A 12,997-nucleotide genomic window follows, 5' to 3' on the forward strand; every position below is an offset into this window, starting at 1 on the left:
CATGAGCGAGCGCCGCATCGCCGTCGTCTCGGCAGGCCTGTCGAACCCCTCGTCCACGCGCATGCTGGCCGACCGCCTGTCGGCGGAGACCGCCAAGGCGCTGCGCGAGCGCGACATCGACGTGAAGGTGGACGTGATCGAGCTGCGCGACTTCGCGCACGACATCACCAACAACCTGCTCACCGGCTTCGCGCCGGCGCCGCTCGAGGAGGCGATCAACCGTGTGGTGTCCGCCGATGCGCTGATCGCGGTCACCCCGATCTTCTCCACGAGCTACTCCGGACTGTTCAAGTCGTTCATCGACGTGCTCGATCCCGATGCGCTCAGCGGCAAGCCGGTGCTCATCGGCGCCAACGCGGGCACCGCGCGGCACTCGCTGGCCATCGACTACGCGATCCGTCCGCTGTTCACCTACCTGCACGCCGAGCCGGTCTCGACCGGAGTGTTCGCGGCGTCCAGCGACTGGGGCGCCGGCGCCGACGACGTCGCCCCGCTCAGCGCGCGCGTCGAGCGCGGGGCGAAGGAGCTGGCCGAGGCGATCGCCCGGCGCGAGCCGGCCGGAAGCTCCGATCCGTTCGACCCGGCCAGCTACCTGGGCGAGGGCCGTTCGTTCGGCCACCTGCTGGGTGGGCTGGCCGGGGAGTGAGAGACGAAGGGCTGCGACGATCCCGTCGCAGCCCTTCGTCGACGCTCGACAAGCAGCTCAGCCGCTCTTGCGCCGGAACTCGCGCTTCATCTGCGGCGCGTGCGTGGCATGCACGGCGGAATCGCCGTCCAGATGCGCCTCGCCACCGCGGTTCTGCGCGTTCTTCTTGTCGAGCGCTTCCTTGAACTTGCGCTTCATCTCCTCGGAGGAGACTGCCTTGTCTTCGCTCATGGTGGTCAGCCTAGGGGAAGCGGCATCCGACCGCGATCACCGCCCTGGATCCCGCCCCCGACACGCCGACTGATAGGATCGAGCGTGGTGCACTCTGCGCCGCACAACAGAACACGGTACGGAGCGGTCGGCTGAGAAGCTGGTCCCCTGTGGTGGGTTCCTCGTCGCACACGGCGCCGGGTGATCTTCTACTGGTGGCCAGCGCAGGCGAGATTCGCGGGATGCCCGCGCGCTTATATCTGTCCGCATCCGCTCCTTCGCGATAACTCGCGCGCCACACGGGCGCGCGAGCCTAAACAAAGAAGGAGAGACCTCTTGGAAGGTCCTGAAATCACTGCCACCGAGGCCGTTCTCGACAACGGCCGCTTCGGCACCCGCACCGTCCGCTTCGAGACCGGACGCCTCGCCCAGCAGGCACAGGGCTCGGTAGCGGCCTACCTCGACGACGAGACCATGCTCCTGTCGGCCACCAGCGCGGGCAAGCACCCGCGTGAGGGCTTCGACTTCTTCCCGCTGACGGTCGACGTCGAGGAGCGCTCGTACGCCGCCGGAAAGATCCCCGGCTCGTTCTTCCGCCGCGAGGGCCGCCCCTCCACCGAGGCGATCCTCGTCTGCCGCCTGATCGACCGTCCGCTGCGCCCGTCGTTCGTCGACGGACTGCGCAACGAGGTGCAGATCGTCATCACCGTGCTGTCGATCGCCCCCGGCGAGTACTACGACGCGCTGGCGATCAACGCCGCCTCCGCCTCGACCCAGATCTCGGGTCTGCCGTTCTCCGGCCCGATCGCCGGTGTGCGCCTCGCGTTCATCCCCGGTCACGGCGAGCACGCCGACCAGTGGGTCGCGTTCCCCAACGCCGAGCAGGTCTCCGAGGCCGTGTTCGACCTGATCGTCGCAGGCCGCGTGGTCACCAAGGCCGACGGCTCCGAGGACGTCGCGATCATGATGGTCGAGGCCGAGGCGACGGAGGGCAGCTGGAACCTGATCAAGGCCGGCGCCACCAAGCCCAACGAGGACGTCGTCGCCCAAGGCCTCGAGGCCGCCAAGCCGTTCATCGCGCAGCTCGTCAAGGCCCAGGCCGAGCTCGCTGCGCAGGCGTCGAAGGAGCCGGGCGTCTACCCGGTCTTCCCGGCGTACAGCCAGGAGGTCTACGACTTCGTCGCCGGCCGCGCCTACGACGAGCTCACGGGCGTCTACCAGATCGCCGACAAGCAGGAGCGCCAGAGCGCCGATGACGCGATCAAGGACCGCGTCAAGGCCGAGCTGATCGAGGCCACCGAGGCGGGCGACCTGCCCGCGGCTGCCCCGCTCGAGTTCTCGGCGGCGTACAAGTCGGTCACCAAGAAGATCGTCCGCGGACGCATCCTCACCGACGGCGTGCGCATCGACGGTCGCGGCCTCGCCGACATCCGTCCGCTCGACGCCGAGGTGCAGGTCATCCCGCGCGTGCACGGCTCGGCCATCTTCCAGCGCGGCGAGACCCAGATCATGGGCGTCACCACGCTGAACATGCTCAAGATGGAGCAGCAGATCGACTCGCTTTCGCCCACCACGAGCAAGCGGTACATGCACCACTACAACTTCCCGCCCTACTCGACCGGTGAGACCGGCCGCGTCGGGTCGCCGAAGCGTCGCGAGATCGGGCACGGCTTCCTGGCCGAGCGCGCACTCGTGCCGGTGCTGCCCAGCCGCGAGGAGTTCCCGTACGCGATCCGCCAGGTGTCCGAGGCGCTCGGCTCCAACGGCTCCACCTCGATGGGCTCGGTCTGCGCGTCGACCCTGTCGCTGCTGAACGCCGGTGTGCCGCTGCGCGCGCCCGTCGCGGGCATCGCCATGGGTCTGGTGTCCGACGAGGTCGACGGTGAGACCCGCTACGCGGCCCTCACCGACATCCTCGGCGCAGAGGACGCGCTCGGCGACATGGACTTCAAGGTCGCCGGCACCAGCGAGTTCGTCACGGCGATCCAGCTCGACACCAAGCTCGACGGCATCCCGTCGTCGGTGCTCGCCGGTGCGCTGACGCAGGCGCGCGACGCGCGTCTGACGATCCTCAACGTTCTCAACGCCGCGATCGACGCTCCCGACGAGATGGCGCCCACCGCGCCGCGCGTCATCAGCGTGCAGATCCCGGTCGACAAGATCGGTGAGCTGATCGGCCCGAAGGGCAAGACGATCAACGCCATCCAGGATGAGACCGGCGCGCAGATCTCCATCGAGGAGGACGGCACCGTCTACATCGGCGCGACCGACGGCCCGTCGGCCGAGGCCGCCCGCGCCCAGGTCAACGCGATCGCCAACCCCACCAACCCGGAGGTCGGCGAGCAGTTCCTCGGCACCGTCGTGAAGATCGCCACCTTCGGCGCCTTCGTGTCGCTGCTGCCCGGCAAGGACGGTCTGCTGCACGTCACCGAGGTGCGCAAGCTCGCCGGTGGCAAGCGCGTCGAGAACGTCGACGACGTGCTCTCGGTCGGCCAGAAGCTGCTCGTGCGCATCACCAAGATCGACGACCGCGGCAAGCTGTCGCTCGAGCCGGTGATCGACGACGCGCCCGCCGAAGGCGCAGAGGCCCCCACCGAGGCGTGAGCCGACCGGATGCCCGTTGAGCGGCATCCGTGACCGAAAGACCCGGGATCGTGCGCTGAACGCGGCGATCCCGGGTCTTTCGTATCCGATGTGATCGAACTGTTACCAGAAGTTTCGGCTCGCGCTGCCGTCGTGACCGGAACACCTCCCGCGCTCGCCTACCCTCGAAGTACGCACCTGGGGTGCGCAGCTACGGGGGTGGCGATGTGAAGCTCTTCGGCACAGGTGCAGCCGGCACGGCCGGCACGCCGACGAGCACCGTGGCCGGGCTCGACGCCCATCCCTCCGCCCCGATCCCCGTGGTCGGACCGGGAGTGGGCGAGGGCGTGCGCGTGCCGCTCGGCGAGACCGGCCTGTCGATCTTCCCGCTCATGCTGGGAGCCGCCGAGTTCGGCTGGAGCACCGACCAGCACACCAGCAGCGCCATCCTCGACCGTTACGTCGAGTTCGGCGGCAACGCGGTGCACACGGCCGACGGATTCTCCGGCGGCCGCAGCGAGCACATCATCGGCCAGTGGCTGCGTGCGCGCGGCATGCGCGAGCGCATCACGCTCGGCGTGCGCATCGGATCGCACGCCGACAACCCCGGCCTCGGCTCGGTCAACCTGGTCCGCGCCGTCGAAGGGTCGCTCACACGACTCGGCGTGGATCGCATCGATGTGCTGTACCTCGACGCGTCGCTCGACGAGCGCACGGTGCTGGAGGACACGCTGGCGACGGTGGAGTGGCTGCGGGATGCGGGCAAGATCCGCTCGGCCGGCGCGTTCCGCTTCGCTCCGGAGCGGCTGGTCGAAGCGCGCATCCTCGCCTCCGCGGGGTATCCGCGCATCGACGTCGTCGACGAGCCGTACAACCTGGTGCGGCGGCACGGGTTCGAGGGCGACGTGCGTCTGGTCGCCGCCGCGCAGAACCTCGCTGTCACTCCGTCGCACGCGCTCGAGCACGGCTTCCTCTCCGGTCGGCACCGGTTGAAGTCGGCCGCCAGGGGGGTGCGCGGCGAGCAGATGAAGGGCAACCTGAACCGTCGCGGCATCCGGGTGCTGAGGGCGCTGGACCGCATCTCCGAAGAGCTGTCCGTTCCGGTCGCGGCCGTCTCGATCGCCTGGCTGCTCGCACAGCGCACCGTCGTCGCACCGATCGTGAACGCGTTCGCGCCGCAGCACGTCGAAGAGCTCATGCAGGGTGCGGGCGTGTCGCTGCTGCGCTCGCAGGTCGCAGAGCTGACCCGCGCGGGCGAGTGAGCGCACGATCGCTGCGGAATGCGTCGCGCCTCGGCGTCGTGTCGGTGCCGTGACCTAAGCTGGGGATGCCACGCCGACGCGGCGGGGATGAAGCGAGCAGGCAGTGACGCACTACATATATCTGGTCAGACACGGTGAACATCAGGATGCCGAGCACGGCGTCGACGACGGACCCCTCTCGCCTCGAGGTCAGCGTCAGGCGGAGCTGATCGCGGACCGGCTGTCGGGTCTGCCGCTGGACGCGGTCTGGCATTCACCGCTGCTTCGGGCCGCAGAGACCGCGCGCACCATCGCGGCGCGGCTGCCGTCGGTCGATCCGGTGCCGTCGGCTCTGCTGTTCGACTGCGTGCCCAGCGGCATGAGCGAGGACGTCCCCTCGGTGTACGAGCCCTTCTTCGGCTCGGTGAGCGCGGCTGAGATCGAGGCCGGATCCGCGCAGATGGCCGACGCCGTCGGCGAGTTCCTGCGTCGTCGCACCGGAGACGTTCATGAGGTGCTGATCACCCACAACTTCGTGATCGCGTGGTTCGTGCGCGAGGTGCTCGGGGCCCCGGACTGGCGCTGGATGACGTTGAACCAGGCGCACTGCGGGCTCACCGTGATCGCTCAGAAGCAGGGCCGTCCCTGGACGCTGCTGAGCCACAACGATCTCGGGCACCTGCCGATGGAGCTGCGCACCGGTCTGCCCGAGAACGCCCTCGTCTGAACCGGTCACGACGGTCGGTCCGCGCCGAGTGCGAATCTAGACTGGAGTCATGACGACACAGGTCGCCCTCGTCGGCGGTACAGGCTCACTCGGTCGCATCATCCACAAGGTGATCGATCAGCTCGACGGCTTCCAGGTGCGCTCGGTGTTCGGCTCCGGGAGCGATCTCGCCGAGATCGAAGGCGCCGGCCTCGTCGTCGACGCCTCGACGCCCGCCGTGAGCATCGATGTGGTCCGCGCGGCGATCGAGCGGGGCGTCAACGTGCTCATCGGCACCTCGGGCTGGTCGCAGGAGCGCATCGCGCTCGTGCGGCCTCTGGTCGACGCGGCAGGCACCGGAGCGGTCTTCATCCCGAACTTCTCCCTCGGGTCTGCGCTGGGATCCGCTCTCGCCGCCGCGGCGGCACCGTTCTTCCCCTCGGCCGAGATCATCGAAGCCCATCACGATCGCAAGATCGACTCGCCCAGCGGAACGGCGGTGCGCACAGCGGAGCTGATGGTCGCGGCACGCGAGGCGCAGGGGCCGTTCCAGGCCCCGCACGTCGATCAGCGGGCGCGCGGGCAGCAGGTGGCAGGCGTCCCCGTGCATTCGCTGCGCCGCCCCGGCGTGATCGCGAAGCAGGAGGCCATCCTGTCGGGGCCGGGGGAGTCGCTCGCCATCGTGCACGACACCGTCGACCCGGCCGAGGCCTATGCTCCCGGCATCCGCCTCGCCGTGCCGTTCGCACGCGACGCGCGCGGAGTCGTGGTCGGTCTGGAGAACCTCGTCGACATCGGCATCCGGGCGCGTTCATGAGCTCGCGCATCGGCGTCATCGTCATGGCGGCCGCGCTGCTGCTGTACGTGGTGATCGCCGGCTGGCTGGCGGTGATGTTCCTGCAGGTCGGAAGCCCGGTGTCGATCGGCATGGCGATCGCGCTGATCGTGATCGCGCCGATCGGCGCGTGGGCGCTGGTGCGCGAGGTGATGTTCGGATTCGCGGCCGACCGACTCGGCCGCGCACTCGACGCTGAGGGCGGGATGCCCGAGGCGCCCGAGCAGCTGATGCCGAGCGGTCGGCTGATGCGCGATGACGTCGATCCGTTCGTCACGCGCTACAGCACGGCGGCGGAGGCCGACCCGGGCGACTGGCGCGCGCAGTACCGGCTCGGCGTTGTGCAGGATGCCGCCGGACGGCGGAAGGATGCCAGGGCCAGCATCCGCGAGGCGATCAGGCTCTCGCGGATTCAGCGCTGACACCCTCCGGCGCCGCCGACCGTCAGCGGCTCAGGCGAGGCTCGCCTCGAGAGTGATCTCGATCCCCGCGAGAGCCTGCGAGACGGGGCAGCCGGTCTTGGCGCCGTCGGCGATCTCCTGGAACTTCTCGGGGGTGAGGCCGGGGACGCTGGCGTTGACGTTCAGGTGGCTGCCGGTGATGCCGACACCCGGCTTGAACGTGACCGAGGCGGAGGTGTTCACGCGCTCGGGCGGAGTGCCGTTCTCAGCCAGTGCGTGCGACAGCGCCATGCTGAAGCAGGAGGCGTGTGCCGCGGCGATCAGCTCCTCGGGTGTGGTGGTCGTGTCGGATCCCTCGCTGCGCGACTTCCAGTCGATGGGGAAGGTGCCGAGGTTCGAGCTCGAGAACGCGACGGTGCCCGAGCCCTCCATCAGGGATCCGGTCCAGGTGGTGGCGGCTTCGCTGGTGACGGTCATTGTTCCTCCGAGAATCGCTCGTCGCATCGCGTCGCGGGATCGCGTCGCCTGGCCAGCCTATCCAGAGCCGCGCCGGGTCGGAACAGGCATCAAGCGGCGGCTCCGCGCCGTCCCAGCACGCCGGCGCGCTGCAGCAGCAGATACAACTGGCAGCCCAGGCAGAACCCGAACGCCGCATTGAGGAAAGCCGCGACGAAGGCCGCGGCGGTCGCGATCGGCAGGGCGAGCGGAACACCGGCGAGATGCAGAACCAGCCCGAGTCCGACCACGAGCAGACCGACGCCCTGCGCGAACCGGGGCGGGCGCGGATCCTCCAGCTCGGCGGGCGGGGCGAGGCGCGGGCGGATCGCCCCGCGGAACAGCACCGCCCATGGCGATGTGGCGGGCGACACGACGCCCCAGATGAAGAGCACGGCGATGGTCGCGGCGACGACGAAGCCGGGGTCCGCCGCTCGCTCGCCGAGGGACGCCGTCGTGATGGTCCCATCGGCGGCGACTCCGGTGAGACCCAGAAGAGTGGCGATCAGCAGCAGTGCCGAGGTGATCCAGGCGGCGAACCGCGGGCCTCGAGGGTCGATTCCGGCCGGGGCGGTCATGCGGTCTCCTGCAGTACGGGCAGCTCGTTCAGAGCTGCGTCGAGGTCGTGGCGGCGCGGCACGCCGACGAAGCGAGCGACGACCCGGGCGTCCGAGTCGACGAGCAGAGTGGTGGGGGTGCTCAGCACGTGATTCTCGGCGGCGAGGTCGGCGCGATGCGTGAGGTCGATGTCGTGCACATCGATCGCGCCGTGCGCCGACGCCAGCTCACGAAGCATCCGCCGCACCTGCGGGCATCGCGAGCACGTCTCGGAGCTGAACAGCACGAGCGCGGTGCGACCGCGCAGCAGGCCGAGACGTGCGGCATCAACCCCGCCGGCAGCGATCCGGCGGCGCCCGTCGCGCAGGCGCCACACCAGACCGGCGGCGGCGGTCACGGCGAGCAGGATGCCGACGGTCAGCAGAGCACTGGAGAGAGGCATGCGACGAGGCTACGCCCGAAGGCTGCAGAGACGGTCGTGTGTGACCCCGGGTGACGTATCGTTGCAGGCATGAGTGCAGCAGTGCCCACGCCATACGAAGACCTGCTCCGTGATGTGCTCGAGTCCGGCACGCACAAGGACGACCGCACCGGCACCGGCACGACCAGCGTCTTCGGGCGGCAGATCCGCTTCGACCTCTCGCAGGGCTTCCCCCTGATCACCACCAAGCGCGTGCACTTCAAGTCGATCGCCTATGAGCTGCTGTGGTTCCTGCGCGGCGACTCCAACGTGCGCTGGCTGCAGGAGAACGGCGTGACGATCTGGGACGAGTGGGCGGACGCCGACGGCGATCTCGGACCCGTCTACGGCGTGCAGTGGCGATCCTGGCCGACGCCGGACGGCGGCCGCATCGACCAGCTCTCCCAGGTGATCGAGCAGATCAGGGCGACTCCCGACTCGCGTCGGCTCATCGTCTCGGCATGGAACCCCGCGGACATCCCCGACATGGCGCTCGCGCCGTGCCACGCGATGTTCCAGTTCTACGTCGCCGACGGCCGGCTCTCGTGCCAGCTCTACCAGCGCAGCGCCGACCTGTTCCTTGGGGTGCCCTTCAACATCGCCTCGTACGCGCTGCTGACGCTGATGGTGGCGCAGCAGACCGGGCTCGACCCGGGCGACTTCGTCTGGACCGGCGGCGACTGCCACATCTACGACAACCACGTCGAGCAGGTGCGCGAGCAGCTCAGCCGCGAGCCGTACCCGTACCCCACTCTGACCATCGCCCGCACTCCCGAGTCGATCCTCGACTACCGCTACGACGATTTCGTCGTCGAGGGGTATCAGCACCACCCGGCGATCCGAGCGGCGGTGGCGGTATGACCTGGGCGGGCCTGATCTGGGCGCAGGCGAACAACGGCGTGATCGGAGCAGGCGGAGGGATGCCCTGGCACGTGCCCGAGGACCTCGCGCATTTCAAGGAGGTCACCATCGGCGCGCCCGTGATCATGGGGCGGCGCACCTGGGACTCGCTGCCCGAGCGGTTCCGTCCACTGCCCGACCGCGAGAACATCGTCATCACGCGCAGTCAGGACTGGGCGGCTGACGGGGCCAGGCGCGCGGCAGGCATCGAGGACGCCGTCCGTGGGCAGGAGCGCGTGTGGGTCATCGGGGGAGCGGAGATCTTCCGGCAGGTGATCGGCGACGCCGACCGGCTCGAGGTGACCGAGCTGGACATCGATGTCGACGGCGACGCGTTCGCCCCCTCGGTCGAGGGATGGCGTCTGGCCGACGAGGGGGAGTGGCAGACGTCCCGTACGGGCGTCCGATACCGCTTCCTCGGATACGAGCGCTGATGCCCACCGCACTCATCACCGGGGCGAGCGCCGGGCTCGGCGCGGAGTTCGCACGACAGCTCGCCGCACGTCAGGCCGACCTCGTGCTGGTGGCGCGCGGCACCGAGGCTCTGGAGTCGCTGGCACGACGGCTGCGCGACGAGCACGGCGTGCACATCGAGGTGATCACCGCCGATCTCGCGGTCGAAGCCGACGTGCAGCGGGTGGCGGCTCGCCTCGCCGCCCCCGATGCCCCGATCGACCTGCTCGTCAACAACGCGGGCTTCGGTCTGCCGCTGCAGTTCGCCGAGAACGACATCGACGAAGAGGTGCGTCACCTGCGCGTGCACGTCGAGGCATCCATGCGGCTCATGCACGCGGCCATCCGCGCCATGCGCGGCCGCGGCGGCCGGATCATCAACGTGGCCTCGGTAGCCGGCTTCATCTCACGCTCCACCTACTCGGCGTGCAAGTCGTGGCTGATCGGCTTCAGCCGCTGGGCGAACGCCGAGTACGGCAGGGACGGGGTGAGCGTCACCGCGCTCTGCCCCGGCTTCACGCACACGAGCTTCCACGAGCGGATGGGACTCGCACCGGGCCGGGAGGGCGTGCCGGCACTGCTCTGGCTCGATGCGCCGCGCGTCGTGCGCACCGGGCTCCGCGATGCCGCGCTGGGCCGAGCCGTCTCCATTCCGTCGCTGCGCTACAAGCTCATCGTCGCGCTCACGCGCGTGCTGCCCAGCCGCCTCACCTCCGGCGTCGCGCGGCGCGGCCGGGTCTGACGCACGGTCGGATCCGAGGCCTTGAAACGCTACGCTGAGAGGATGACGCACGCGGAAAATCCCTTCGGCCAGGTTCTCGTCGCGCTGGTGACGCCGATGACCGCCGACGGCGAGGTCGACTGGCCCGCCACCGAGCGGCACATGGACCGCGTCATCAGCGACGGCGCCGACGGCATCGTCGTGACCGGTACCACCGGCGAGACCTCCACCCTCACCGATGACGAGAAGATCCGTCTGGTCGAGGTCGGCAAGGACGTATCGGCCGGCCGCGCCAAGATCATCACCGGCGGCGGGTCGAACGAGACCGCGCACGCCATCGAGCTCTACAAGGCGAGCGAGAAGGCCGGCGCTGACGGCATCATGATCGTCACGCCGTACTACAACAAGCCGACCCAGGCCGGCATCCTGACGCACTTCCGGCTCGTCGCCGACGCCACCGACCTCCCGGTCATCTTGTACGACATCCCCGGCCGCACCGGCGTTCCGATCAAGTACGAGACGATCCTGCGCCTGGCCAAGCACCCGAACATCCTCGCCGTCAAAGACGCAAAGGGCGACTTCAGCGAGGTCAGCCGCGTGCTCAACCAGACCGATCTGATGTACTTCTCCGGCGACGACTCGAACGTGCTCCCGCATCTGTCGATCGGGGCGACGGGCATGATCGGCGTCACCGCGAACATCACCTCTGCGCCGTACCGCACGATCGTCGACGCGGTCAACCGCGGCGACCTCGCCACCGCGACCGCCGAGCACAAGCGTCTGGAGCCGCTCGTGCGCGCCGCGATGACGCACGTGCCCGGCACCGTGTCGGCGAAGTACATCCTGCACGGGCTCGGGCGGATCACCAGCCCGCGCGTGCGGTTGCCGCTGGTCGGTCCGGAGGAGTGGGAGGCCGCTCTCATCGAGGACGAGCTCGCCCTCGTCACGGATGTCGCCGGCGCCGACTTCTCGAACTTCCGTCCCGACCGCAACGCCGCGGCCGGCGGCGCACTGCCCAAGGTGCACGGCACCACCCGATGAGCGCGCACTCGCGCTGACCACGACATGACCGGGCCCCGCATGCCCGCTTGAGGAGACTGAATGTCCTTCCCCCTCGCCGAACCGGAACCGCTCGCACCAGGAACGCTGCGGGTCACCCCGCTGGGCGGTCTGGGCGAGGTCGGTCGCAACATGACCACCTTCGAATACGAAGGCAAGATCCTCATCGTCGACTGCGGCGTGCTCTTCCCCGAGGAGCACCAGCCCGGAGTCGACCTGATCCTGCCCGACTTCGAGCCGATCAAGAACCGCCTCGACGATGTCGTCGGCGTCGTGCTCACGCACGGTCACGAGGATCACATCGGCGCCGTGCCGTACCTGCTGCGGCTGAAGCCGGACATCCCCCTGATCGGCTCCGGTCTCACGCTCGCGCTGGTTGAGGCGAAGCTCAAGGAGCACCGCCTCAAGCCCTTCACCCTCACGGTGCGGGAGGGGCAGGAGGAGAGGGTCGGCCCGTTCGACCTCGAGTTCGTCGCGGTGAACCACTCGATCCCGGATGCCCTGGCCGTCGCCATCCGCACCCCGGCCGGCCTCGCGCTGGCGACGGGCGACTTCAAGATGGACCAGCTGCCGCTGGACGGGCGGATCACCGACCTGCGGGCCTTCGCGCGTCTGGGCGAGGAGGGCGTGGACCTGTTCCTCGTCGACTCCACGAACGCCGACGTCCCCGGCTTCACGCCGACTGAGCGCTCCATCGGGCCGGTGCTCGAGCAGGTGATCGGCAAGGCGCGACGACGTGTCATCGTCGCCAGCTTCTCCAGCCACGTGCACCGTGTGCAGCAGGTCATCGACGCCGCGCACGCCCACGGCCGTCGCGTCGCCTTCCTCGGCCGCAGCATGGTGCGCAACATGACCATCGCCGAGCAGCTGGGCTACCTCAAGGTGCCCGCCAACGTGCTGATCGACTACAAGAAGGCGCGCGACCTGCCCGACGACAGGATCGTTTACATGTCCACCGGCTCGCAGGGCGAGCCCATGGCCGTGCTCAGCAGGATGGCGAATCTCGACCATGCGATCGAGCCCGGCGAGGGCGACACGGTCATCCTCGCCTCGAGCCTGATCCCCGGCAACGAGAACGCGGTCTACCGCGTCATCGACGGGCTCACCAAGCTCGGCGCCGACGTCGTGCACAAGGCGAACGCCCAGGTGCATGTCTCGGGTCACGCCGCCGCGGGCGAGCTGATCTACTGCTACAACATCCTCAAGCCGAAGAACGTGCTGCCCGTGCACGGCGAGTACCGTCACCTGATCGCGAACGCCAAGCTCGCGCAGGCCACCGGCATCCCCGAGGAGCGCACGATCGTGGGCGGCAACGGCACGATCATCGACCTCCGTGATGGCGAGGCGCGGGTCGCGGGTCAGCTCGACATCGGCTTCGTCTACGTCGACGGATCGACGGTCGGCGGCATCACCGACGCAGACCTGAAGGATCGCCGGATCCTCGGCGAGGAGGGCTTCGTCTCGGTCATCGTCGTCGTCGACTCGTCGACCGGGCGCATCATCTCGGGCCCCGAGATCCACGCGCGAGGTGTCGCCGAGGACGACTCGGTCTTCGACGACATCACCCCGAAGATCGTCGCTGCCCTCGAGGACGCCGCCCGCAACGGCGTGCGCGACAACCACGCGCTGTCGCAGATCATCCGCCGCACGATCGGTCGCTGGGTCAACCAGAAGCTGCGTCGTCGCCCGATGATCGTGCCGCTCGTCATCGAGGCCTGATCGCGCGTAA

15 protein-coding genes are annotated in these 12,997 nt (G+C 69.3%); 11 read left to right on the plus strand and 4 right to left on the minus strand.

All coding sequences use genetic code 11. The features are described from left to right. Window position 1: 1 nt before the first annotated feature. On the plus strand, window positions 2-646 hold the full coding sequence (locus tag V2S04_RS09355; protein ID WP_413638257.1) for an FMN reductase: 645 nt from the start codon (window positions 2-4) through the stop codon (window positions 644-646). A gap of 57 nt (window positions 647-703) precedes the next feature. Here V2S04_RS09355 and V2S04_RS09360 read toward each other — a convergent pair whose 3' ends face one another. Then, the gene (locus V2S04_RS09360) at window positions 704-877 is read right to left on the minus strand and encodes a DUF5302 domain-containing protein (RefSeq protein ID WP_099194908.1); all 174 of its coding nucleotides are present in this window, start codon (window positions 875-877) and stop codon (window positions 704-706) included. 315 nt (window positions 878-1,192) lie between these two features. Here V2S04_RS09360 and V2S04_RS09365 point away from each other — a divergent pair, with 315 nt between their 5' ends. From V2S04_RS09365 to V2S04_RS09385, 5 genes are all read left to right on the plus strand, one after another. Beyond that, window positions 1,193-3,460, plus strand: a complete 2,268-nt coding sequence (locus tag V2S04_RS09365) for a polyribonucleotide nucleotidyltransferase (protein ID WP_413638258.1) — start codon at window positions 1,193-1,195, stop codon at window positions 3,458-3,460. A gap of 182 nt (window positions 3,461-3,642) precedes the next feature. Further along, complete coding sequence (locus V2S04_RS09370; protein ID WP_413638259.1) at window positions 3,643-4,701, plus strand: aldo/keto reductase; 1,059 nt, start codon at window positions 3,643-3,645, stop codon at window positions 4,699-4,701. Between the two features lie 103 nt (window positions 4,702-4,804). Continuing rightward, window positions 4,805-5,407 (plus strand): histidine phosphatase family protein, encoded by a 603-nt coding sequence (locus V2S04_RS09375; RefSeq protein WP_340086972.1) that lies wholly within the window; start codon window positions 4,805-4,807, stop codon window positions 5,405-5,407. Between the two features lie 49 nt (window positions 5,408-5,456). Next, a complete protein-coding gene (gene dapB, locus V2S04_RS09380) occupies window positions 5,457-6,203 on the plus strand; it encodes a 4-hydroxy-tetrahydrodipicolinate reductase (protein ID WP_413638260.1) in 747 nt (248 codons plus the stop codon). Further along, window positions 6,200-6,643, plus strand: coding sequence for a hypothetical protein (locus tag V2S04_RS09385; RefSeq protein WP_413638261.1), 444 nt, complete (start codon window positions 6,200-6,202; stop codon window positions 6,641-6,643). Before dapB ends, V2S04_RS09385 begins: the two co-directional genes overlap by 4 nt. 30 nt (window positions 6,644-6,673) lie before the next feature. On the opposite strand, the gene V2S04_RS09390 is transcribed toward V2S04_RS09385, so the two are convergent. The 3 genes from V2S04_RS09390 to V2S04_RS09400 all read right to left on the minus strand — a co-directional run bounded on the left by V2S04_RS09390 (window position 6,674) and on the right by V2S04_RS09400 (window position 8,117). Continuing rightward, window positions 6,674-7,099, minus strand: coding sequence for an OsmC family peroxiredoxin (locus V2S04_RS09390; protein WP_099194903.1), 426 nt, complete (start codon window positions 7,097-7,099; stop codon window positions 6,674-6,676). Window positions 7,100-7,188: 89 nt separating this feature from the next. After that, window positions 7,189-7,695, minus strand: coding sequence for a DUF4395 domain-containing protein (locus tag V2S04_RS09395; RefSeq protein WP_413638262.1), 507 nt, complete (start codon window positions 7,693-7,695; stop codon window positions 7,189-7,191). Next, window positions 7,692-8,117: a thioredoxin family protein gene (locus V2S04_RS09400; protein WP_413638263.1), complete on the minus strand. Its 426-nt coding sequence runs from the start codon at window positions 8,115-8,117 to the stop codon at window positions 7,692-7,694. The genes V2S04_RS09395 and V2S04_RS09400 overlap by 4 nt, the downstream gene beginning before the upstream one ends. Window positions 8,118-8,186: 69 nt before the next feature. On the opposite strand from V2S04_RS09400, the gene V2S04_RS09405 reads away from it, so the two are divergent. Genes V2S04_RS09405 through V2S04_RS09425 form a run of 5 tightly spaced genes read left to right on the plus strand, consistent with a single transcriptional unit; the run spans window position 8,187 to window position 12,987 of the window. Then, entirely contained in the window at window positions 8,187-8,996 is an 810-nt protein-coding gene (locus V2S04_RS09405) for a thymidylate synthase (protein ID WP_413638264.1), read from the plus strand. Further along, entirely contained in the window at window positions 8,993-9,469 is a 477-nt protein-coding gene (locus V2S04_RS09410) for a dihydrofolate reductase (RefSeq protein ID WP_413638265.1), read from the plus strand. Before V2S04_RS09405 ends, V2S04_RS09410 begins: the two co-directional genes overlap by 4 nt. Further along, entirely contained in the window at window positions 9,469-10,230 is a 762-nt protein-coding gene (locus tag V2S04_RS09415) for an SDR family NAD(P)-dependent oxidoreductase (protein ID WP_413638266.1), read from the plus strand. Before V2S04_RS09410 ends, V2S04_RS09415 begins: the two co-directional genes overlap by 1 nt. Window positions 10,231-10,272: 42 nt before the next feature. Further along, window positions 10,273-11,250: a 4-hydroxy-tetrahydrodipicolinate synthase gene (gene dapA / locus V2S04_RS09420; protein WP_413638267.1), complete on the plus strand. Its 978-nt coding sequence runs from the start codon at window positions 10,273-10,275 to the stop codon at window positions 11,248-11,250. A 60-nt stretch (window positions 11,251-11,310) separates the two neighbouring features. After that, on the plus strand, window positions 11,311-12,987 hold the full coding sequence (locus tag V2S04_RS09425) for a ribonuclease J (RefSeq protein ID WP_413638268.1): 1,677 nt from the start codon (window positions 11,311-11,313) through the stop codon (window positions 12,985-12,987). Window positions 12,988-12,997 lie beyond the last annotated feature (10 nt).

The sequence above is a fragment of the Microbacterium sp. OR21 genome, assembly GCF_047306785.1.
Taxonomy (GTDB): domain Bacteria; phylum Actinomycetota; class Actinomycetes; order Actinomycetales; family Microbacteriaceae; genus Microbacterium; species Microbacterium esteraromaticum_E.